This is a genomic window from Methanohalobium evestigatum Z-7303, assembly GCF_000196655.1.
In the GTDB taxonomy this organism is placed as follows: domain Archaea; phylum Halobacteriota; class Methanosarcinia; order Methanosarcinales; family Methanosarcinaceae; genus Methanohalobium; species Methanohalobium evestigatum.
The window spans coordinates 1570095-1593276 of sequence record NC_014253.1 but is presented as its reverse complement, the minus strand read 5'-3'; the positions used below and the strand labels follow the sequence as shown (position 1 = coordinate 1593276).

The following is a 23182-nucleotide window of genomic DNA, read 5'->3' as shown; positions in this document are numbered from 1 at the left end:
ACTTTTTATTTTTTTGGATACGGATAAGATGAAGGGTAGAAATAAAAAAACATCAGATTCAGGAAAGGAATCTGCAGGGGTTGCAGCTGCAGGTCTTGTAGAAGACGGAATGATAATAGGACTCGGAACAGGTTCTACTACCGCCTATGCAATAAGTGAAGTTGGAAAAAGAATCAATGAAGAGGAACTCGATGTACAGGCAGTAGTAACTTCCTACCAGTCAGAAATGCTTGCAATCGATGCAGGGATACCTCTTACCAGTCTATCTGAACATCCAGAACTTGACCTTGATATAGATGGAGCCGACCAGGTGGATTTTGAACTTAATGCAATCAAAGGTGGAGGAGCTGCCCATACAAAAGAGAAAGTGGTGGCATGTTCATCAAAACAATTTATAGCGGTAATTGATGAATCCAAGCTCAGCGATAAATTGAACCACTCTGTACCAGTAGAGGTCCTTCCATATTCCAGAAATCTGGTTCTGCAAAATATGCAGAACATGGGTGCAGAACCAGAAATCCGTCAGGCTGTGCATAAAGATGGTCCTGTTATTACAGATAATGGTAACCTCATAATTGATGCAGATTTTGATGTAATTGAAAATCCAAATAATCTGGCTTCAGAGCTGTCTGCTATACCTGGTATAGTCGAGCATGGGATATTTACTGGTATGATAGATGAAATCTATATGGGCAAAAAGGATGGGACATTTGATAAATTCAAATAAGTCCCCTATCTTTTAATAATTGTCCTCTTCTTCGACGGGACATTTACAGACATCTATTAATGCATCTTCTCCTGTATGAGTACCTCTGGCAATCAGTACATCACCACTCTGCACAGTAGTTCTGTCGCTTGGTGAATATACCCATCTGTTGTTGCGCTTCATAGCCATTATGTGTACTCCGGTCTCTGTTTCAAGTTTTAAATCCTTGAAAGTCTTGCCGACTATCGGTGAACAGTCTTCTACTTCCAGTTTTGTTATTACCTCATCAGAACCTCTGACAGCAAGTGTGATAACCGGATGGGTTTCAATGTCTCTTAATACAGTATCTGCTATGCCATATCCTGCGTCAGATATTGTTTCTGATGCATTGGCAAGGTGCAGGAGTCCTCGTAACTGGCTGGGGTCGTTAAGATGTTTTGCGGTTTCAAGCACCCAATGCTGGAGTTCATATTTCATGGAATCCATTTCAGATTCAAGGATTTTGACCTCATGGGCAATATCTTCATTATCAAAAAGTATCGCAGAATAGGATAATCCAACTGAAAGTTCTGCCATATTTTTCATATCTACTATAATGTCCACTGCCTGTTTTAGACCTTTTAAACTTGGTTCATAATCAATTTTTTTTGGAGAATATTCTCTACCAGTCGCAAGTCCTACAAATAGAGGAATGCCTTCATCATGACCTCTGGCAAAAAGCACATCACCTGCTTTTATCTTTGTATTTTCGTTAGGGTCATATATCCAGTTATGGTTTCTGCGTAAAGCAATTATTGTCATTCCAGTTTCTGTATCAAGTTCCAAATCTCCAAGAGTATTGTTTACCATTTTGGATTTTTCATTTACAGTGGCACGTACTACCGTTTCTTCAGCTTCTCGAAGGGCGTATTTAAGTTCAAGCGGAATGCCCATATCCCTTAATACGATTTTTGCAATATCACCTGCTGCATTTGCAATGGTTTCTGATGAATCAGCTACCTGAAGCACTCCTGACATTTCTTCAGCTTCTTCGATACGGCGGGCGCTCAGCATGGCGGTAATTTTCATTTGGTAATCAAGTAAATTCATTTTTTCTTCAAGATATAGCACTTCCTCTGCAATATCTACATCATCGTATATCATGGCAGAATATGCAAGGTCAACCATTAATTCAGAAATGTCCTTCATTTCTATTAAGGTGTCTTTGAGGTTGCGCGGGGTGTACTTTACTTCTTTGGATTTCATATTGTCTACCAGTATTAGATGTTTTTATTTATATAATAATTTAAACCTTTTTGCTAATATATTAAATAAGACCTATCAGGTAAAGGGTTGTGAATATACCAGCAACACCTATAAGGTCACCAAGTGTTGCTATCAATGGTATAACAGTATCATCCGGGTCAAGTCCGAATCGATGTGAGGCAAACGCTATTAATACCGTGATTGCATAGACAGCTATCAATTCCAGTATTCCTGCAATCATACAGATTTTGAAAAAGGTAATATATTCAAGCCCAATTCCCATCAAATTACTAACAGACCATACCACAATACTTAGTATGAAGCAGGCTGTAATTCCTACTATCAGAGCGCCTAACAGACTATTTTTAACAACCGGATTTTTGTGTATGTTTCCACCCATACCAAGATGGAATGCTGAAGACAAACGGGCACCCAACATACTCCCAGTATCTCCGCCAACTTTTATGAGAGCGGGTATGAGTACAAGCAAAGAGGGTAGTGATATTAGATTCTCTATCCTTGCATTAAGAATCTGTCCGGAAAAAATACCTATGATGCTGGTAACAAAAAGAACCGGAAGGCTTCTTTTTACTATTCCGGGGATGGTGTAATAGCTCATATTGCAATCACCAACTTGGTAGTTAAAAACAGCATTAACATGGATATTATATCCCCCAGAGTTGCAATTGAAGGTGTAACTACATTATCAGGGTCAAAACCGAACCTAAACATACCAAGTGCGAGTAATACAGTAATTATTGAAAGTATAATTCCAGAGGATACACCACTTATAACAGCAATTGATGTAAGTATAAGAGCACCAGCACTATCAAGTCCCATTAGAAGTGTTATATAATGCCCCATTAACCCGAGTATAATTGTGAGTATAAGACTTAATGTAAGGGAGCCCGCGATGTTGTTTATTAGTTCCGGATTTCTTTCTACCCGTGTAATCAAACCCATATGCACAGCGCTTCCAAGTCTTGACCCGAGTGTACATGATATATTTCCTCTAAGTCCCAGAACTGCTGGAGCTATAACTATCAACCCGGGTACAAGTTCCAGTTGCTCTGTCATGCCTGAGAGTATAATACCTGCTACAACACCACCAAATGTTGCAAGAATCTCAAATGGGAGAGCCTCTGATATGATTGATTTGATGCTTGCGTATTCGCTCAGAGACTCTTCAATCATTTCGGACTCGAATTCGTCCGTTTCATTATCTATATCTGTCTCGGGCTCATAGTGCATATAATACCCATTTACATTATTATTCTTAAAATAATCGTGCGAGTTGTTTATCAAAAAAGACTATATATGACTAATAACATTAGGGAATGCGTTAAATATGTCTGATATGGGCCCGTGGTCTAGTAGGTTATGACATCGCCTTTACACGGCGAGGATCCTGCGTTCGAATCGCAGCGGGCCCACTTTGGTTTTTTGAATGATTATTCCTTTTTGGCTCTTCTTGAGATATGTGGTTTCTTAGTGCTCCGATTTGGTTTCAAGGTTTCTAATTCGGTTTTCTACCACGTCTTCAAACTCAGAGTTTAAACTCTCATGATTTATTACAACTAAAAATGCCTGTTTACTATCATAGGATGTCGGGTAGATTTGTGCTTTATTACCGATAATATCAGCATATTCTTTCGGTAAGCGTATCGAAGGATATACCCTGTTTCTACTAGCACTCAATTTTGTAATTTTACTTTCAAAGACCCCATTATTCATAGTTTAAACTATGTTTAAACACTATTTGTACATTTCTGGTGGACACGACAATCAAAAAAAGTTAGTTAAATTAATATCCTGATGATCTTGTTACTAAAAAAATCACAATTTTTAAATAATTAATAAATAATTTATTATTATACATTTTAAAATTATAATAGTATGGGATAATATATGCGAATTCGAGTAATAAGTTCAAAAGATGATATTAATAATCTGAATGAAAATGAAGAAATTGTCCATCTAGCGTTTAGACCATCCAATACTGATATATTTTCTATTGTATCTAAATGCCCTGACATAAAAGCATTCCATATACCAAATTCATACCTTAAAACATTATCACAATCTGCTAAAATGTTTCTTGATATGCAAGGTATAGACCTTATCGAAGGTGATGTATGGGGTCACAGGAAAGATATCAATGAATATTCTGAGATTTCAAATGGAATTTATGAAAGAATTAATGAATTAAAAAAGGATGATTACTCTGATGAAGAAATTGCTGATAAAATAAGTCGAGAATCAAATTTAGAGCCTGATTTTGTTAAATTTCTTATGAAACAGTAAAGTCTTGCACAGAATTTGCCGAAATCAGACCGCAGAGTTCTTCGGTTCTCTCTGATTTTTTAATTCTTGTTCAGGGAATCTAAGAAAAAGATCAGAAAAGGTATATAGAATATATTAGATTATTGAGTATGGATTTGCAAAATAGATGTAGCTACCCAATCTATGAAAACTCCCCCAAGTTCACACAGATTGGGCAGACAAGTCCACTTTGACTACTTTAAACCACATCTCCCCGATGGTTGAACCCCCACTCAACCATTGAAACGCTCGTCCACTACTTCAAACAGTTGTAGAAACTATCCCTCATTCTCTACTTCTGCTTTCTAATCTCTTACTATGATACTGTAAATATATATAATAAATGATGCTGTTATTTTTCCAGCGTTAAATATTATAAAGCTGTTAAAAACTTCAACGCCTTTATTACAGGTTCAGTGAGTAGAACTGTGACTTAAGTAATAACTCCATAGACCTATTTGTTTTACCTTAGCTTCTTGTTCCAGTTCCAAAAACTCATCCATATATTCAATTTCAGCTTCATCATACACCCTAGCATATCCATTCTTGATTAACATCCTATTGTACATGGTATCATTTTGTAAAAACACATAAGCCAGTAACCTTCCATAGTATCCTCTTCTGTCTGAGATATCATCATATTCCAGTCTTACTTTATTGCCTTTTAGAATATCTGACGTGTAATCACTTGCTTTTAAGCCCCATTCATGCAGATAACTGGCATTGTCTATACCTTCGAAATCTTCTGGTTCATTGTCAGTATGTGTTTCTGGTGTATCCACGCCTAGTAGTCTTATTCTTTCAGTAGTGCCATTAGAATAACGGATGTCTATAGTGTCACCATCAACTACCTTGGTTACCGTGACCAAGTTTGTATCATTTGATTCTGCACTATCATTGTCAGTGTCTATACATCCTGATAGATTTATAAGAAGTAAGCAAACGGTTATAATGATTAGTTTCAGTTGGTTTTCAGTCATGCTTATCATTCAGTCATTAAAGAATTAAATTTATAGGAAACAGATTTAAAAAATATAATAGAACTTATAAATAAAGATATAGGTATGATTATTAAAAATCCATGAAAAATAATATTCTGAATTATGTTATCATTTAAAAAGAGTAGTAAAAAAGCTATAATAATTTCCTTATTAATATTTCTAATATTAAGCCCTTTAATTTATCTATCTTTGCATATATTCTATATTACTGAACATGATTTGCAAGAAACTAGCAAGGACATAATAAAGAAATCCTCTAATGATTCTGAAAAAGTAAAAAGCATCATAAAGTGGGAACAAAAAGAGTTCATTAAAAAATCAGATACAATTGATAAAGATTGGGAAATCCATTTACGCTATTTATCAAATGATTCTATATGGTTTTTATTTTGGAAAAAAGGGTCTTGCGAAGAAAGAGCATTAATATTTGAAGATATGGCAGAAAGGACAAATTTGAACTACAGAAAAATAAAAATCAACGGTTTTATAAAACCACAAAAAGAAAAGGAACCAATTATTAATGACCATCGCTGGTCAGAAGTTAAATTAAATGAAGTAAAATCAAAAAATAAATGGAAAATTGCAGATTCTGGATTTAACTTGTCTTATCCTAACAGTAATAAGACATATTTCACCTCGGAATGGGGTGCATATTTTGGACATGTTTCTGTGTTAAACAAAAAAGGTACAACATAGAAGATGTAACAAATGATTATGTAAAAAATACATCTAATTTAACGGTCAAAGCAATTAATGATGAAAAAAATGTAGAAAATGCAAAAGTTACTATTATAGTTGAGGACAAATTATTTGTTATTAACTTGTAATATATTTCGTCGTTTTTTGATATAATTATAAGCAACAAATATTGAGTTATCGACTATAAATTAAACTACAAAAATTATTCATGTACTGTAGTGGACTCTAGATAGGGTATTGATTATTCAACAAATGAATCAGGTCTTTGCAATATAAACTTGGGTGTTTATAATAATACAAATTATACAGTCATAGTAAATAATATAAAAGCATTAGGACTTTATAATAATGGAAGGTAGAAAACCCTGATGTCTTCAGCATCAGGGCTGAATACCGTCCAATATATAACTTAACATATAAATAATGTTAAATCATAATAATTATGGTATGTTAAAAGCTTACAAGTATCGTATGTATCCAAATCAAACACAACAGGAGTTAATCGCAAAACATATAGGAGCTTGTAGGTTCATATACAACTGGGCATTGGAGAACAAAATCAAATCTTATGAGCAGGATGGTAAAGCAATATCAAGATTTGAATTGAACAAACAGATAAGGGTATTAAAACAAGATCATGAATGGTTGAATGAAATTAACTCTCAATCATTACAGGGAGCTACTCTTAACCTGGAAAATGCTTTTACCAAATTTTTCAGAGAAAAATCAGGTTTTCCAAAGTTTAAATCCAAGAAAAACCCAGTACAATCTTTCCCTATTCCTCAATGGTATAAAGTCGATTTTGGTAATAATAAAGTATACATACCTAAAATCGGCTGGATAAAAACCAGGCTTCATAGAAGTTTTGATGGTAAACAAAGGACTGCAACTATAAAAAGAACACCGACAGGAAAATATTATATCAGTATTTTAGTCGATGACGACAAACAATTACCACAAAAACAGAAATTCTACGAAGTTAATACTATAGGAGTCGATGTAGGAATCAAGGATTTCGCTGTAACATCCGATGGTGAAAAAATCGGCAACCCCAGATACCTGAAAAATTCAATTGAAAGATTGAAGGTATTACAGAAAAGGCTCAGCAGAAAACAAAAGGGTTCTAACAATTACAGGAAACTGAAACATCAAATAGCAAAATATCATGAGAAAATTGCTAATCAGAGAGAAGATTTCCAGCATAAATTAAGTTCCAGGTTGATAAGCGAGAACCAAGCTGTAGCACTGGAATGTTTGAATGTAAAAGGATTGCTGAAAAATCATAATCTGGCACAGCATATAACTGATGCTTCATGGAGTAGTTTTGTTCAGAAATTGGAATATAAAGCAGAATGGTATGGTAAAAATATCATCAAGATAGGACGATTCGACCCATCAAGCAAAATCTGTCATGTATGTGGATATTATCATCAGGATTTAGAACTTAAAGACAGAGAATGGGAATGTCCTGACTGTAAAACGGAACATGATAGGGACATCAACGCATCAGTTAACATCAAAAAATTCGCACTGGATAGACAGAATCTAATAGGCATCAATTCACCTTCGGGATGAGGGGTAGAGCCTGTGGACTTGTTCCCATAAGGGAAAAGGATGAAACAGGAAGCCACTTGGTCTTTAGCCAAGTGGTAGTTCACAAGTATACAGGGACAAAAGACATCAAATTGGGTAATAACTCTAAGGTCATAGACATAAAGACAACTAATATAAATATAAATTATAATATTATTCGTAAATACCTAATTTTTACATTATTTTTTTTAATTCTAATATCTATAATGATATTAATCATAAATGAAATATTGAAATAACTAAATAAAATTAATCAGTCAAGTATTAGAAATTCAATCCTACATAAATTTGCACAGAGTGGTTAAATCACAAATTCATTAGCACATCATATTACTACTTTTATGGATTGATAACACCTCTATCAATTGAAAAATTCTTAATTCATACAGAAAATACATCAAATTGGTACAAAATTAGACGTGAGAAAGCTCTTATGAGCTCTGTAAGAGGATTTAGAGAACATCTGATGGAATGTTCGTGGAATAATATTAAACTTCTAATACGGCTCATGTATAGAATATTTCAATGGTTATTTTATTGTTTGATTAAACGTATTGGTATTTAATGATGTTACTTTAACTGTACATACTATTTTGACCGTTATGTAATCCATCCTGTTTGTGTCTTCTAGCGTTAATACAAGGATGTGAAAATTTTTTATAGAGGTGGCTCAGCTCCAGTCCGGTCTGGAGAAAAATACGATGTAAAAATTGTGAATATTGCAAGTAAAGGCGATGGAATTGCCAGAGTTGGTGGCTTTGTTATTTTTGTACCTTAAAGTGGAATGTCTAATCGGCATTCCTTTTTCACTTTTAACTACTCTCTTTCTAATATATAAGTTCACAATGAGGAACTTTTTACAAATTCCACAGCGGATGAAAATTTATGGAGTTAAATTTTATATAAACAAATTGATATATTAAAATTATGAAACAAAACATATCTAATATTTTAGTTGTAGATGATAATCCTGATACTATAACTTTTTTGAAGGAACATCTGGGTGAAGGATATCATATCTTTCCAGCTTATGATGGATCACATATAATTGACACACTGAAATCTAATGATATAGACGTTATCTTGCTTGACGTTATGACACCTTATATTGATGGTTTTGAGATATGTGGAAATATAAAAAATGATGAAAATCTGAATTATATACCAGTTATTCTTGTAACTGCGTTATCGGATAGAGAGAATGTTATCAAAGGACTTAATGCAGGAGCAGATGATTTTATTTCAAAACCGGTTGACTACGAAGTACTTAAAGCAAGGATTAAATCATTAAATAGGGTTAAAAAGTTACATGATGAATTAATAGCTAAGTACGATGAATTGTACAAGAAAGAACAAATCAGAGACATATTTATAGAAATCATGCCCTTATTATTGAAAAGTCACTCTCCTGATAAAAAGAGAATATTAATTCAACAAATGTTAGATAAAGTAGAAATATTCTTTACAAATTGCTATCAAAAATCTGGACAATTCTGTGATGATGATGGTTTAGATTCTAAAAAAATAAACCCTGAAAATATAGAATATGGTTGCTGTGAGCTTATGGGTCACCTTGGTGGGTCTTTTGAAACCTATAAATCCGATAAAAACGATGTTTTGTTTGTGGTTAACGGAACTGTTTGTCCATGGGGAGTTCAACAGGCTAAATTAAACCCAGTTTTATGTAATCTGACTAAAGGAATTATTGAAAGAATTACAAAAAAAGCATTTAATAATAGTAAAGTTCAAACAATCAAAACAATGGGCAATGGAGATGATTGTTGTCAGTTTGAAATCATAGAATTCAAAAAATAACAAATGATTCTATTTTAGTTCTACAGAAATTCTCTATAAATTAAAAAATGATATTCATTATAACTGCTAAATACTATCTGTTGTGTTTAGCTATGTAAACAGACTTATTTAAAGTTTCTATAAGCCGATTTATTAAAGATTGGTTAATTTGCCTGCTGATTTTTCAGGATTTTTATATTTGTCTTCCTCTCCCAGATAATTAAACAGGTTTTTAATCCCGCTGTGACCAGTTTTTAAGTAATATTTTTCGCAACTCTTTTGGATTACTTACAGTATATTTTTAAAAAATTTAATTAAAGAGGAATAATAATTTTTAGTTCGTTCACCTATCCATTATAATCTAACCATTTTCTGAAACTTTGTTGATGTGCCATACAGTAATTATTCAATTTTTTTTGTGGGTTGTCTATTTAAATGGTACTCTACATCTTGGGCAAATCCGCAACATTCCATAAAATTTAGACAACGAAAATTCTGCGTTTCAAGATTTATTTTAGATACTGTTTGAACCATTCTCCTGCCAGTCTGGAGACTTCTTCCAGTTTACCGGGTTCTTCAAAAAGATGTGTTGCACCGGGTACAATTTCCAGTTTCTTTTTTGCATTCATTCTTTCCATAGCCCATTTATTAAGTTCTATAACCTTTGGGTCGTTTCCTCCAACAATAAGGAGTGTAGGTGCCTGTACCCTGTCAAAAATATGTTCTGCAAGATCGGGTCTTCCTCCTCTGGACACTACAGCATTAATATACATGGGGTGCTGGGCGGCTGCGATGAGTGCGGCTGCAGCACCGGTACTGGCTCCGAAATATCCGATATTTAAATTGCTGGTTTCGGGATTGTTCAGAACCCAGTTGGTAGCAGTTACAAGACGTCGTGATAAAAGATCGATATCAAATCGTAGACGACCGGTCAATCTATCGGTTTCATCTTCATCCGGTGTCAATAAATCGATTAGAAGAGTCGCAAATCCGTTATCCTGCAGATTCTGGGCTACGTATTTGTTCCTGGGGCTGTGTCTACTGCTTCCACTCCCATGAGCAAATATTATAATCCCATCTGGGTTATTTGGTATTGTTAAATCGCCTTCTATCTGTTCTGAATCTACTGAAATCTGTACTGTTTTATCCTCACTCCCCGTGTTCATATTAATCAACCTTGACCTTTGATTAAATTTTCAGCTTTTTCTAGCAGGTCACTAACTTCTTCATCGGTAGTCTGTGAGAAATCTTCATACCATGCACCAACACCGTAAAACGGTTCTGGAGTTGAAAGACAGATGATTCGGTCTGCTTCATATTCAAACAGTTCGCAGGTGTCAGGTGCAGATGTAGGAACTGCTACTATGACTTCAGCAGGATTCCAAGAACGGACTGCTTTTACTGCAGACCTCATACTTGCACCGGTAGCCAGCCCGTCATCTATGAGTATTACATGTTTGCCCTCTATCCCGGGTTTTGGACGGTCTCCACGGTATGATCTTTCTCTCCTCTCAAGTTCTTTGTATTCTTTTTCTGCAACTTCATCTATGGTGTTTCTGGATATGCCCAGTGATTGTACAATGTCTTTGTTCAATACTTCTACTCCACCTGACGCGATTGCACCCATTGCCAGTTCTTCCTGACCCGGAACTCCCAGTTTTCTGACAAGAAATACATCCATGGGAACTTCCAGTTTTTTTGCTACTTCATAGGCTACAGGCACACCTCCCCTTGGTAGTGCCAGTATGATGACGTCATTTCGGTTTGCATATTCTGTTAATTCATCGGCAAGTTTTTTACCTGCATATTCTCGATTTTTGAATCTCAAAATCAATCCCCCAGTTCACATTTAAAAATATGGTTTTTTGTTATTTATTGATTTTCTCAAAGGTCTCTACTTTTTAAAAATCCGGTTTATGTAACAAAGTTCTGAAACGTTTTTAAGTAACAGGGTTTTAGAACAGTAATTCTGAACTTATTTTCAAAACTGTATTCTGAATTTGTTTTTCTTAAGAATATATATTCTCGAATTGTATAGATACGTATGCAGTTAATATGGGGGTATAGTAGAGTGGGAGTCCAGAACAAGAGCACTTCACAGCGTAGTTGTGGAGCAGCTGTGGTTGTTGTGAATCTATTGTGGAAGAGTTCTGGACATCCCATCCTCCATGCTGTCTAATAAAAAATTCCGAAGTTTAACAACAAGGAGGTAAAGTGAATATGGGATTCAAAATAAAAGCTTTTTTGATAGCAGCTGTGTTATGCCTGGCATTTACAGGACTATCATCTGCTGCAGATGATGCAAAAGTTTGCTGGGAAAAGCCCTGCAATACAACAGTAGAACAATGTGATAATGAGACGGTGTTCACATTAAACGATGTGAATGAGGAAGCTGATGTGGTCTATTCAGACCAAGGTTATTACTATGTAAGTATGGACGAATCTTTCAACAATGGTGAAAGAGTAATCTCAGATGGTGATATTAGACTTACAGGTTACCATGACAACTATGACCCCAACACCAAAGTAAGCTCTGGTGATGGAGACGTTAATGATGGGGTTGTAGAAGTTATAGATGAACCATTCAAATACATGGACATTAATGATAACGGTCAATATGACCTCTACGACCCAGTATATGTTGATGTAAACAACGACAGCACAATCACAACTGGAGATATTAGATTAACAGATGTACCACCTGTAGACGTATATTCACTTGAAAAAGTTGAAGGTGAATATGGTGAAAAACTCTATGATGCAGGAGAATGGGGACTTGAAGCATGGAGTGTAGTTAAATCAGGTGACGAAGACAATGGAATGGACATTGCTACAATTGGAAGTGGAGAAGCAGTAGACCTTCTTGGATGGGTCGATGCTGACGATAGCGGAGACTGGACATGTGAAGACAAGCTCTACATAAAGGATACAACAAACAGTTGGTGGTTTGAAGACGTAGTTACAATTAATGATGTTAGACTGTACATACCACCAGATGAAGAATGTGTTCCAGAATGTGGTACCAAAGTTGCTCAGGGAGACCATGATGCAACCTATGCATTAACACCGTCAGATGCAACTCTCTCCTACTATGAGTACTCTGAAGGTAGAGAAATATACATGGATATGGATAATGACGGAAAAGTTTCAGTAGGCGATGTAAGACTCACAGCAGTTTCAACAACTTACGAGCCAAATACCAAGGTTAAATTCAGTGATGAAAAAGACCTCGGTCATGATTTGATACCAGCATCACAAGCAGATATCGATATAAAATACGCTGACCTTGAAGAAACAGCTGATGGATATTCACTTGGAGACCCTGTCTACATAGACATGGATGACAACGGTGAAGTATCTGATGGCGATGTAAGGCTCACTGATTCACCAGTATTCGACTCTGGTGATATGACAGCAGGTGAAGCAGGTGAAGCATGGTCTATTGTAACATCCGGAGATACTGTAACAGACGATGCTGATGCTGGCTGGGGACTTAAATCAATAGGTGACGCACCAGGACCAGTCGGAACTGTAGGATACATTGATACAGATGCAACAGGTGACTGGACATGCCCAGACAAGCTCTACTTCCAGCAGCCTGTCGGTGAAGAGTTTGTTAACAAAGGTAGTAATGAACTGGGTAACGATGCTTATGCACACAACCTGTTTACAACAGTTGGTGACCTTAGACTTTATGTGCCATACAATGATCCAAACAGCCCATTCCATGGTGTTGAAGCATGGCCAGAATGTGGAACAAAGGTGACCACCTGCGATGTAGATGTGACATATGCACTCTTGGAACATCCCGAAGTATATGATATAGACCAACTCCTTGCATACTCTGACAGAAACGATAACGGAATGTTTGATTCAGAGGATAATGTATACATCGACATGGATGCAAGTGGCGAAGTAACAATCGGTGACGTCAGACTTACTGATGTAGCAATTAAAGAGGACTTCTATCCCAACAACACAAAAGTAGCTGACGAACATTCAAGAGAACTTAATGACGAGCTGAATTACTTCGCAGACGACGAAGCAGATTGGGAAGCCCTTGAGGATTCCAATAGAGACCTCCTGAACCTTATAGGTGATCTTGAATACAATACTGATGATATCAACATCATGTGGTTCGATGCAGACTGCAGTGGAACATGGACATGTGTTGATGGAATATACCTGCAGAGTGTGCATGACACAGATGGTTATAATGAAGCCAGCGAGTACTTCGTAACCCACGGAGATGACAGACTGTTCATCCCGCCAGACTTGGTAAGTGAAGGTGGAATGGATGAACCAGAGTACAACCAGTTTGATGCCGACCAGAATGGAGTAATTTCAGCAGGAGAACTTTCCAGCGCAATTGATGCATTCTATGCAGGAAATCTCAGCGGCAGTGAACTCTCTGAAGTAATAGATTACTTCTATCTCGGAGGAACAGGTTACCTTTAAATAAATAAACTTTGTTGAGAGGTGATACCTCTCAACTTTCCTATTTAGGGGGTATAAAAGTGAAAAAGATGTTAAAAATAATAGGAATTACAGCTTTATTGCTAATAATGGCAATATCTTTGACATCTGCTGCTGCTGCACAAGACGTCAGCAGGGATTTGTCATCACAGACAGTGTCACCAGGTGATACCATAACAGTGACACTCAATGTGAACAACCCTGATGATCGTATAATCATAGATGAAATGATTCCATCTGGATTAACGCTTACAGATTCTGGTACAGGTAATACAGCAGAAGCAGGTCATATAAAATGGGTAGAATTTAGTGGGGTATCCAGTACCACCTACACTTATGATGTAGAGGTACCAATGAGCGCTACGGATGGAACTACCTACAATTTCGATGGAACCTATATCTTGACCAGTGGAGCATCGGAAACATCCATTATGGGTGAACAGCAGGTAACAGTTACCACAAACGGTAACGGTGCAGAAGAACCAATGAATGTCAGCAGGGATTTGTCATCACAGACAGTGTCACCAGGTGATACCATAACAGTGACACTTAATGTAAACAACCCTGATGACCGTATAATCATAGATGAAATGTTTCCGTCTGGATGGTCGATAACTAATACTGATGGCAACACCTCAGAAACAGGTCATGTTAAATGGGTAGAATTTAGTGAAGTATCCAGTACAACTAAAACCTATGATATAGAGGTTCCTATGAGTGCTAGTGGTACTTACAACTTTGATGGAACTTATATCTTGACCAGTGGAGCATCGGAAACATCCATTATGGGTGAACAGCAGGTAACAGTTACCACAAACGGTAACGGTGCAGAAGAACCAATGAATGTCAGCAGGGATTTGTCATCACAGACAGTGTCACCAGGTGATACCATAACAGTGACACTCAATGTGAACAACCCTGATGACCGTATAATCATAGATGAAATGATTCCATCTGGACTAACGCTTACAGATTCTGGTACAGGTAATACAGCAGAAGCAGGTCATATAAAATGGGTAGAATTTAGTGGGGTATCCAGTACCACCTACACTTATGATGTAGAGGTACCAAATAGCGCCACAGATGGAACTACCTACAATTTCGATGGAACCTATATCTTGACCACTGGTCAATCAGAAACAATGATTAAAGGTGATATGAGCGCAACAGTTAGTGAAACAGATGTGTCAGCAACCAGAGACCTGCCAGACAAGGCTGACATCGGTAGTGATTTCACTGTATCCATCGATGTATCTGAAGAAGCACAGAACGGTACTGTTACCGAAATGATACCTGAAGGATTTGAATGTGTCAGTACAAGTCTACCAGCAGAAGCTGTAGATATGTCCGGTGACTGCAATGTAACATTCAACCTCAGTGAAACCTCAAGCTTTGAGTACACACTGATGGCACCAATGGATGTTAGACCGTGTGATGGATCACAGACCTACATGTTCGATGGTACTGTATCCAACAGTGACACAGCAACCGTCGGTGGAGACATGAAACTTGATGTAATGCATCCAGATGGAATGGTACTGTATCCAGGCATGCAGAACATGGTGTCTGTGCCCTATGCACTGGATAACTCTTCAGTAGATTATGTGTTCAGTGACGTCAACTACACAGCAGTTTCCCACTGGAATGCAAGTGCAGGTATGTGGGAAAAAGTATCTGAACTTGAACCACTCAAAGCCTACCGAGTACTCATACCAGGTGACTACGAAGGTACACAGATTATAGAAGACAAGTTCGAACCATCTGAAGAACTTGTTTCACCTGCCAGTATGTCTGTAGAAGCAGGTAACTGGTACGCCGTAGGTTACACTGGAACACAGGACTGCCGTTCAATAGCCGATACACTTAATCCATCCATAGAAGGTAAATATGGTATTATACAGGGACCATATCTAAATGGAACACCTGTATTCAGTACCACCGACTATGACATGAAAATGAGCCAGTACTACGGTTACTGGGTCTCTGTAAATGAAGATGGAACATTGAACGGATTCGGCTATTCAATGGAATAAACAAAAAAGCATGGTGGGTTCTAAAACCCATCTTTTTATTATTTCCAAGGAGATTAAGAAAGGGGGATAATATTGAAAATAATTAAATCATTAACAATAGCATTAGTATTGCTGTTATCATTGGTATCATTTACAGTTGCTGCCGAGCAGCCGCCAGAACCACCATTGATTGTAAAGGGTGATGTAGAGATAAATGATGAGCCTGCACCAGAAGGGACACAGGTAACAGCAAAGTTGGATGGTGAATTAATCGCCAAATCAACAGTTGAAAAACCGGAAGAATATGAACTTCACCTTCTTAAAAAGGATGATTATACCGGTATAACATTTACAGTCGATGGAACAGAATCACAGCCTGATTCAGAAATAGCAGATGAACTTAACAATGCAGATCCAACCAAAGCTACATATCTGGATCTTTCTGTAACACAATCAAGTTCTGACCAGAATACTGAGAACCAAGACACCGAATTATCTGTGAGCGGTGGAAGTATGGGGGGAACATCATCCAGCACCACAAATGATAATCAAAATGATGATAACACTGCCGGCACAGGAACTGATTCAGAAACAAGAGAAACTACTGCAGGCGACAACAATCCTGATGCAAGCACAGGAACAAACGATGGTGCTGAATCACAGGAATCAACAGCACCAGAACCTGAAGGTACATCAAATATTTCACTGATGGTAGTAGGAGCCATTATAATAGTTGGTATTATTGCAGCAGTAGGGTATAAAATGAAGAAGTAATTGAAAAGTGGGGGGATAAAAACCTAATCAAAAACTGAAAAGATGAATTTCCCCTACTTAACTCTTATAATGGCTAAACATGATGGTTTCAAGAACTTTAAACAGGAGTTAGCAGGAATGTCCAGTTAAAAGAAGAGTTTGGGATATTTAAAGAGTAGGGGATGTGGTACTATAAAAAGAAGAAGTAGAATCGATATCAGTGAGGAAATATTAAATGCTGCAATAGATGGAGCAAAAAAGACACACCTTGTATACAGTGCAAATCTCAATTTTGATATTATCAACAAATATCTCGACATGCTGGAAGAAAAGGGACTGATTGAAAAAGAGGGCGACCTTTACGTTACAACCGAAAAAGGTAAAAAATTCCAGGAACGAGCAAGAGACTTGAAGTTATAACACTGTATATACTAATTATATTAACCAAATATATTATTGTTCTTACTACTTATACTATTAACCAGTTTACCAACTACTTTATAACTTTCAAACTCTTTTTTATTTTTGTTAGATATAAGTTTTTCATTGTTTGTACGTATCTAACATCCTTAACATTATTTCTTAGCCTTATTAATAATTTAAAAAATTGAATAGGGGATGATAAAACCTTAAAGTTTTTATGGGGGTATGTCAATGAGAAAAATTTGTATAAAAACTGTGATAGCTATACAATTGATTATACTGTTATCATTGGTGTCATTTACAGCTACTGCTGAACAGCCGCCAGAACCACCATTGATTGTAAAGGGTGATGTAGAGATAAACGATGAACCGGCTCCTGAAGGGACACAGATAACAGCAAAATTAGATGGTGAATTAATCGCCAAATCAACGATTGAAAAAGAAGGAGAATATGAACTCCACTTTCTTAAAATGGATGATTATACTGGTATAACATTTAATGTTGCAGGGATAGAGTATAATCCAGATTCAGATACAATCACAAATCTTAATGATGCCGATCCTACAAAGGCAGTATATGTGAATCTTTCAGTTGAACAACCACCAGTTACGGTTAAAGGTAATGTGGAGATTAATGGCAATCCAGCTCCAGCTGGTACCAATATATTAGCAAAACTTAATAATAGTTTAATCGGGAACTCAACTGTAAAAACACAGGGAGATTATGAAATCCAACTTTTAAACAAAGATAATTATGAAGGTATTATATTTAATGTCAGTGATATAACTACACAGCTAAATACTAAAAGTCTTGAAAAACTTAACAATGCAAGTCCAGGTAGTACGATTAATATCAATCTCTCAGTAATATCAGGAGAACCATCAGCAGAGCGAAATCTTCCGGAAGAAGTTATAATTGATGAAGAGTTCAATGCTACTGTTAACGTCACAGGAGTAAGAAATTCAAGTATTACTGAAACTGTACCTGACGATTTCAAATATGTTGGTTCAACAATCCCGGAATCAAATGTAATTCTAAATGGAAATAAAATTACATTCAAACTTGAAAAATCTACAAGGTTCAAATATACTCTAAAAGCACCAATGACTGTTGAACCATACACAAAAGACAACTGCAAATTCAATGGAACTCTGAATGATGGTGATACTAAGCAATGTCAGATTTGTGGAGATACAGAGCTTGACGTAGTACACCCTGATGGGATTGTGCTGTATCCAGGTGCTCGGAACATGGTATCTGTACCATATGCACTGAATAATTCTTCAGTAGACCATGTGTTTAGTGATGTTAACTACACAGCAGTATCCTACTGGAATGCAAGTGCAGAAATGTGGGAACCAGCATCTGAACTTGAACCACTCAGAGCTTATCAGGTAGTAGTATCTGATGATTGCGAAGGTGTACAGGTAATATCCGAATCAAGATTAAAACCATCAGATAAATTAGCACCTCCAGCCAGCATGGCAGTTGAAGCGGGCAATACCTATGCAGTAGGTTATACTGGAACGCAGGACAGACGTACCATAGCAGACACACTCAATCCATCCATAAAAAACAAATATGAAACAGTGACAGGTCCGTATATAAACGGTACACCTCTATATGATACTGTTAATTATGATTACAAAATGAGCAAGTGCTATGGATATTGGGTTACTATAAAAGAAGATGGAACTTTACATGGATTCGGATATTCTACAAATTAACAGATGGGTCAATTTCGACCCATTTAATTTTAATTGGATATTGGTATCTTAAATATTTCTTTCTGTAACATTTTTTCTAATCTGTATTTCTTATTATTATATGTGTTTTTACTTCAACTCTCTATTATAATAGTAATTTGATTTACTGAACACATAAAAGAGGTATATTGTGGAAATCTCCTCCACAATATTTTAGTATTTGTTCAAATTGTATAAAACTATTATAATATAAGTATAATAATTAATATTATATTTATCAAAAGTAAATTTATAATTTAATTGTCTGGTTCAAAAACGAATAAAGCGGTATTGGAGGTAAGAACACGAAAACGATAGATGCATTTGAGGTATTATATGCATTGATACCCTATTCAATAAACAAAAAACTGGTTGAGAGAAAATGTAAATTGAGTGAAGGCAACCAGTTGTTTAAAGATAGAAATGCTGCCATGTATCCTCCTGATTTGAATCTCAACAAAATGGTTGATGAGATAGACAAAGCAATAGCATTTCTCCCTTACTGTGCAAAACCAAAAGACGATTATGAATGTCCTGTTTCTGATTCTATTAATGGGCGAAAAAATCAAAAATGCCTGAAACTGGACGGTTACAAATGCAAAGTTCCGTGTACACTGGGTAATATGGTGGATGTTCTTATAAAACACGGTTTTACAAAAGACAGAGTATTCATAATTGACAAGGATTCAAACCTCTTTCCCTGGTTGATAAAAAAACGAGAAGAAGGGTACAAATACTTCTTCCCTGGTGTAGGATGCTATTACGGAGTAGGATATGCACTGGATTACGTGGTTGAGAAACTCGGTTATCAGGGATGTGTAGTATTCCTTGATGATTATATACCAGGAGACAAAAAAACAGGGGTATGCCGCAGCATCAGTGACTATATGAGTATGGAAAAATCAGACAAGGGTAAAAAGACAAAAATCAATGTTAAATCTGTACAACTGGTTGATAAGTTGTTAACCGATAATAAACAAAGTAATAATTTTGACGATGTTTCCTATGATAAGTCTTCCCAATATAAAAATTCCGAAAATAAACTAACATGTGAACCTTAAATCGGGTTCATTCACTATTTTTCTTCTACCAAAATTTAATCTCTGATTTAATTTATAATTTTTAACAGATTTTAACTAATTTACTAAATCCAAATTCTAAACTAAGTTTCGTAGCCAATTATATGATTTTAGATTGTACATTATAATGACTCATAATAACTACTATGGGGTATAGTATAAAACTAAATAAAGGGAGATGGAAATTATGAAAAGATTAATGGTATTATTTGCAGGATTGATGGCAATTTTAATGTCAATTTCTGCTGCTTCCGCAATAACCGTAGATGGTAATAAAACATCTGGGGAGTGGGATGAAAACTGGGCATTTGGTCAAACGAATAATGCTACAGCTGCCTCAGAATATGATATAAACAATCTGGGAGATAGATTAGAGATTATGCAGGGTACACTTCAAGCGGATACTGGAGATTATAATGCAGTAGACCCAAAGAATGATTCAGGGTCTAGTTATGCTGAGTCAATGGCTTTGAATGGAAATTCTAGTGGTTCGGATTTATACAAAGTTTACGGGCATTATAATCAATCAACGGATACCTTGTATGGTATGACAGAAGTTTATGGTATTCCTGGGGACCATGATGGTAATGGAGATGTAACTACAGAGTCGTCAGCAGGAGATTCAGGTGGAGATGTTGGACCAGCAGGATTCGGTTTGAGCACTCAAGAGTCATGGAGTATCGCATTTTATCAAGTAAAAAACGGTGATTATCAGGACTACTCTCTGATACAGATAAGCGATAATGATTGGAATATAATAGATACTGATGTGGGACTGGATTATGATAATGTATCAGCAAAATTCTCCTATCAGAATTTCCGTCAAATAGGAGATGATACACTACCCAAATCAGTTTATGAAATCAAAGTTGAAAACTTTAGTAAATTTTACGATGTAAATCCAGGTTCAAAACTTGCGATACAGGTTGGAGCAGGTTCAAACGGTGACCCGCAGGTCGGTGAAGACTCAGGTGTAGTATTCTTTGAAATTCCAAACCCACAGATAGATATAGAGAAATTCACAAAAGATATGGGTGGAGATTGGCAACAGGCAGATAATTCAGCTGATCCGGATGTACCGTTCTTTAACAGTGCTGGTCAAACAGTCGAATGGAAATATGAAGTGACAAATAATGGAACGGTTCCATTTGATTTAGCCAATGTTACTGTTACAGATGATAAAGGTGTAACACCTGTGCTTGATGAGACAAGCGATGATGGAAATGATGATATACTTTCACCAGGTGAAACATGGACATATACAGCATCTGGAACTGTAGAAGAATGTCCTGAAGGGAGCGTTTATACCTATGAAAACATTGGAACAGTTAATGCAATATCACCTTTTGGTGAAGTTAATGACACAGACCCAAGTCATTACAAATGTCAAGAACCTACACCAGGAATTGATATCGAAAAGTACACAAATGGTGAAAATGCTGATACAGGTCCAGGTCCAAAAGTATCCAACGAAAGTACAGTAACTTGGACTTATGAAGTTCATAATAATGGGTCTGATGATTTGCAAAATGTTCAAGTAACCGATGACAAATTAGGAACCCTTCCAGAAACTGCGATTGTAGATAAAGGAGATGGTGATGATATATTAAACATCGGAGAAACATGGGTATATGAAATGACAGGAACTGCTGATTGTAACTTTACAGAGGACAATCCTTATGAAAACACAGCGACAACCAACGGTACTGGTGTTATAACAGGTGAATCTGTAGAGGACACAGACCCAAGTCATTACTACTGTAAACCACCAAATGGTGTACCAGCCCTGACACCAACAAGCTTAATGGGTCTTATAGGTGCACTTGGATTGATTGGAATTGTAGGTCTTAAGCGCCGTGATTAAAATTAATTCCAACCAACCTTTCTTTTTTTCTTTATTGATGACATAAATTAATATACCAGATTTTACATATTGCCATTTAAGTGGGGGTTTTGTCGCAAATGGCAAAAAAACGTGCAAAAAAAAATCAAAAGAGTGCAATAAAGGACAAAAAAATCGCTTCTGAAACGTCTTTTAAGCAAAAACTTACAGACAAGATAACAAATAACAAAAGTATCCTCAAATTTGCTGGATTATATATATTTTATATCGGGATTTTTACATTATTGTATATCACATTTAAAGATGACCTTGAATTTTTCCGAAATATAACTGCAGATGGTCTTTCAGCCATACTTGGAATGTTTGGGATTCAAAATAGTGTGTTTGGTTCTGTAATCCATCTGGAAACAATATCTTTGAAAGTTATAGATGAGTGTACAGGAATTTATGAACTTCTGGTATATTCAGGATGTGTTCTTGCTTATTCAACAACTTTTGACAAAAAGATATATGGTATTGCTTTCGGAGTACCGGCGATACTCAGTATAAACATGGTTCGGCTTGTATGTCTTGCTTTTGTGGGGGTATGGTATCCCGCTATATTTGATTATGTCCATTACTACCTGTGGCAGGTGACCCTTATACTTATAATAGTCCTTGTTACATTATTATGGATTGAAAAAGTGGTGAAACGATGAGATTGCTGGTATTTATAGGAAAATTCTTCCTTTTTTTGACAATTATGTTCATACTGGGAATCCCTGCAATACAATCCTACCTTTCATCACCTGATAATGCACTAAATGCGAGGGATTTTTTTACTTTTTATCTGCCTATAAACCTTGTACCATTCTTTGCACTTGTATTTGCTACACCGATTGATAAACGCAAAATGGTAAAGCTTTTGGGGATAGGAACTGCAGCTATATTTGCTTTTAACCTTGTAATTATAGGTCTGCAGTTTACTTTTTTAGATTATGCGGGAGAAATGTTCAACATCTATGCTATAGGAAGAGCTGCATTCCCATTTTTACTCTGGTATGGTTTTACCTATAATGATCTTAAACTTGACAACGATAATAATATGTAACCACTACTAAAAATATAATAATTAAAAATCTTTATATACAATCATAACTCAGTTATGTATGGGGGTTAAGAAACAGTAATATGAAATATTGTTTCTCTTAACCAATCCATAGAGGATATCAGCTTCTATAAAAGTATAGTTAATATTGATGGGGGTAGTTAACATTAGAAGAAGTAGAATAGACATTACATTGGATATTTTAAAAATCGCATCAAATGGAGCAAAAAAAACCGAAATAGTATATGGAGCAAACCTAAATTCTAACATAACCAACAAGTATCTGGATATGTTGAAACAAAAAGAACTGATAAAACAGCAAGAGAATATTTTTGTGACGACTGATAAAGGGAAGGAATATCAGGAACTTGCCAAGGGTCTGGAATTAAAATAATTATTTAAA

General features: G+C 36.1%; 22 protein-coding genes, 1 tRNA gene and 1 pseudogene. 17 read left to right on the top strand and 7 right to left on the bottom strand.

Features of this window, described 5'->3' with window-relative positions:
* Positions 1–28: 28 nt before the first annotated feature.
* Positions 29–727 carry a ribose 5-phosphate isomerase A gene (gene rpiA / locus METEV_RS07890; protein WP_013194995.1) on the top strand — a complete coding sequence of 233 codons (699 nt, stop codon included), beginning with the start codon at positions 29–31 and terminating at the stop codon, positions 725–727.
* A 12-nt stretch (positions 728–739) separates the two neighbouring features.
* On the opposite strand, the gene METEV_RS07885 is transcribed toward rpiA, so the two are convergent.
* From METEV_RS07885 to METEV_RS07875, 3 genes are all read right to left on the bottom strand, one after another.
* Complete coding sequence (locus tag METEV_RS07885) at positions 740–1951, bottom strand: potassium channel family protein (RefSeq protein WP_013194994.1); 1212 nt, start codon at positions 1949–1951, stop codon at positions 740–742.
* A 61-nt stretch (positions 1952–2012) separates the two neighbouring features.
* Positions 2013–2570 carry a magnesium transporter gene (locus METEV_RS07880; protein ID WP_013194993.1) on the bottom strand — a complete coding sequence of 186 codons (558 nt, stop codon included), beginning with the start codon at positions 2568–2570 and terminating at the stop codon, positions 2013–2015.
* Positions 2567–3202 carry a magnesium transporter gene (locus METEV_RS07875; RefSeq protein WP_013194992.1) on the bottom strand — a complete coding sequence of 212 codons (636 nt, stop codon included), beginning with the start codon at positions 3200–3202 and terminating at the stop codon, positions 2567–2569. The genes METEV_RS07880 and METEV_RS07875 overlap by 4 nt, the downstream gene beginning before the upstream one ends.
* Positions 3203–3310: 108 nt before the next feature.
* On the opposite strand from METEV_RS07875, the gene METEV_RS07870 reads away from it, so the two are divergent.
* Positions 3311–3384 (top strand) — tRNA-Val (locus METEV_RS07870).
* 55 nt (positions 3385–3439) lie between these two features.
* Here the strand turns inward: METEV_RS07870 and METEV_RS07865 are convergent.
* Entirely contained in the window at positions 3440–3685 is a 246-nt protein-coding gene (locus tag METEV_RS07865) for a hypothetical protein (RefSeq protein ID WP_013194991.1), read from the bottom strand.
* Positions 3686–3859: 174 nt separating this feature from the next.
* Between METEV_RS07865 and METEV_RS07860 the strand changes: the two genes are divergently transcribed.
* Positions 3860–4255 carry a DUF1699 family protein gene (locus tag METEV_RS07860; RefSeq protein WP_013194990.1) on the top strand — a complete coding sequence of 132 codons (396 nt, stop codon included), beginning with the start codon at positions 3860–3862 and terminating at the stop codon, positions 4253–4255.
* A 431-nt stretch (positions 4256–4686) separates the two neighbouring features.
* Here the strand turns inward: METEV_RS07860 and METEV_RS07855 are convergent, their stop codons facing one another.
* The gene (locus METEV_RS07855; RefSeq protein WP_049891127.1) at positions 4687–5253 is read right to left on the bottom strand and encodes a thermonuclease family protein; all 567 of its coding nucleotides are present in this window, start codon (positions 5251–5253) and stop codon (positions 4687–4689) included.
* A gap of 123 nt (positions 5254–5376) precedes the next feature.
* Between METEV_RS07855 and METEV_RS07850 the strand changes: the two genes are divergently transcribed.
* The 4 genes and pseudogenes from METEV_RS07850 (at position 5377) to METEV_RS07835 (ending at position 9381) form a co-directional block, all read left to right on the top strand.
* A complete protein-coding gene (locus METEV_RS07850) occupies positions 5377–5970 on the top strand; it encodes a hypothetical protein (RefSeq protein ID WP_157197322.1) in 594 nt (197 codons plus the stop codon).
* A gap of 450 nt (positions 5971–6420) precedes the next feature.
* Positions 6421–7548 carry an IS200/IS605 family element RNA-guided endonuclease TnpB gene (tnpB, locus tag METEV_RS07845; protein WP_049891283.1) on the top strand — a complete coding sequence of 376 codons (1128 nt, stop codon included), beginning with the start codon at positions 6421–6423 and terminating at the stop codon, positions 7546–7548.
* Between the two features lie 670 nt (positions 7549–8218).
* A pseudogene (locus tag METEV_RS12085) lies at positions 8219–8341 on the top strand (TRAM domain-containing protein); the annotation flags it as partial.
* A 152-nt stretch (positions 8342–8493) separates the two neighbouring features.
* Positions 8494–9381, top strand: coding sequence for a methanogen output domain 1-containing protein (locus METEV_RS07835; RefSeq protein ID WP_013194986.1), 888 nt, complete (start codon positions 8494–8496; stop codon positions 9379–9381).
* A gap of 488 nt (positions 9382–9869) precedes the next feature.
* On the opposite strand, the gene METEV_RS07830 is transcribed toward METEV_RS07835, so the two are convergent.
* Complete coding sequence (locus tag METEV_RS07830; RefSeq protein WP_013194985.1) at positions 9870–10526, bottom strand: dienelactone hydrolase family protein; 657 nt, start codon at positions 10524–10526, stop codon at positions 9870–9872.
* 5 nt (positions 10527–10531) lie between these two features.
* Positions 10532–11188, bottom strand: a complete 657-nt coding sequence (locus METEV_RS07825) for a phosphoribosyltransferase (RefSeq protein WP_013194984.1) — start codon at positions 11186–11188, stop codon at positions 10532–10534.
* A 392-nt stretch (positions 11189–11580) separates the two neighbouring features.
* On the opposite strand from METEV_RS07825, the gene METEV_RS07820 reads away from it, so the two are divergent.
* From METEV_RS07820 to METEV_RS07775, 10 genes are all read left to right on the top strand, one after another.
* The gene (locus METEV_RS07820) at positions 11581–13818 is read left to right on the top strand and encodes a hypothetical protein (RefSeq protein WP_013194983.1); all 2238 of its coding nucleotides are present in this window, start codon (positions 11581–11583) and stop codon (positions 13816–13818) included.
* A gap of 59 nt (positions 13819–13877) precedes the next feature.
* Entirely contained in the window at positions 13878–15869 is a 1992-nt protein-coding gene (locus METEV_RS07815; protein ID WP_157197320.1) for a COG1361 family protein, read from the top strand.
* A 72-nt stretch (positions 15870–15941) separates the two neighbouring features.
* Entirely contained in the window at positions 15942–16622 is a 681-nt protein-coding gene (locus tag METEV_RS07810; RefSeq protein WP_013194981.1) for a hypothetical protein, read from the top strand.
* 138 nt (positions 16623–16760) lie between these two features.
* Positions 16761–17021, top strand: a complete 261-nt coding sequence (locus tag METEV_RS07805; RefSeq protein WP_013194980.1) for a winged helix-turn-helix domain-containing protein — start codon at positions 16761–16763, stop codon at positions 17019–17021.
* 234 nt (positions 17022–17255) lie between these two features.
* Positions 17256–18752 carry a hypothetical protein gene (locus tag METEV_RS07800; protein WP_013194979.1) on the top strand — a complete coding sequence of 499 codons (1497 nt, stop codon included), beginning with the start codon at positions 17256–17258 and terminating at the stop codon, positions 18750–18752.
* Between the two features lie 359 nt (positions 18753–19111).
* Entirely contained in the window at positions 19112–19831 is a 720-nt protein-coding gene (locus METEV_RS07795) for a hypothetical protein (protein WP_013194978.1), read from the top strand.
* A gap of 205 nt (positions 19832–20036) precedes the next feature.
* A complete protein-coding gene (locus tag METEV_RS07790) occupies positions 20037–21713 on the top strand; it encodes a DUF7507 domain-containing protein (RefSeq protein WP_013194977.1) in 1677 nt (558 codons plus the stop codon).
* 98 nt (positions 21714–21811) lie between these two features.
* Entirely contained in the window at positions 21812–22390 is a 579-nt protein-coding gene (artB, locus tag METEV_RS07785) for an archaeosortase B (RefSeq protein WP_013194976.1), read from the top strand.
* The gene (locus tag METEV_RS07780) at positions 22387–22782 is read left to right on the top strand and encodes a hypothetical protein (RefSeq protein ID WP_013194975.1); all 396 of its coding nucleotides are present in this window, start codon (positions 22387–22389) and stop codon (positions 22780–22782) included. Before artB ends, METEV_RS07780 begins: the two co-directional genes overlap by 4 nt.
* 148 nt (positions 22783–22930) lie before the next feature.
* Positions 22931–23173: a winged helix-turn-helix domain-containing protein gene (locus METEV_RS07775; protein ID WP_013194974.1), complete on the top strand. Its 243-nt coding sequence runs from the start codon at positions 22931–22933 to the stop codon at positions 23171–23173.
* Positions 23174–23182: the final 9 nt, after the last annotated feature.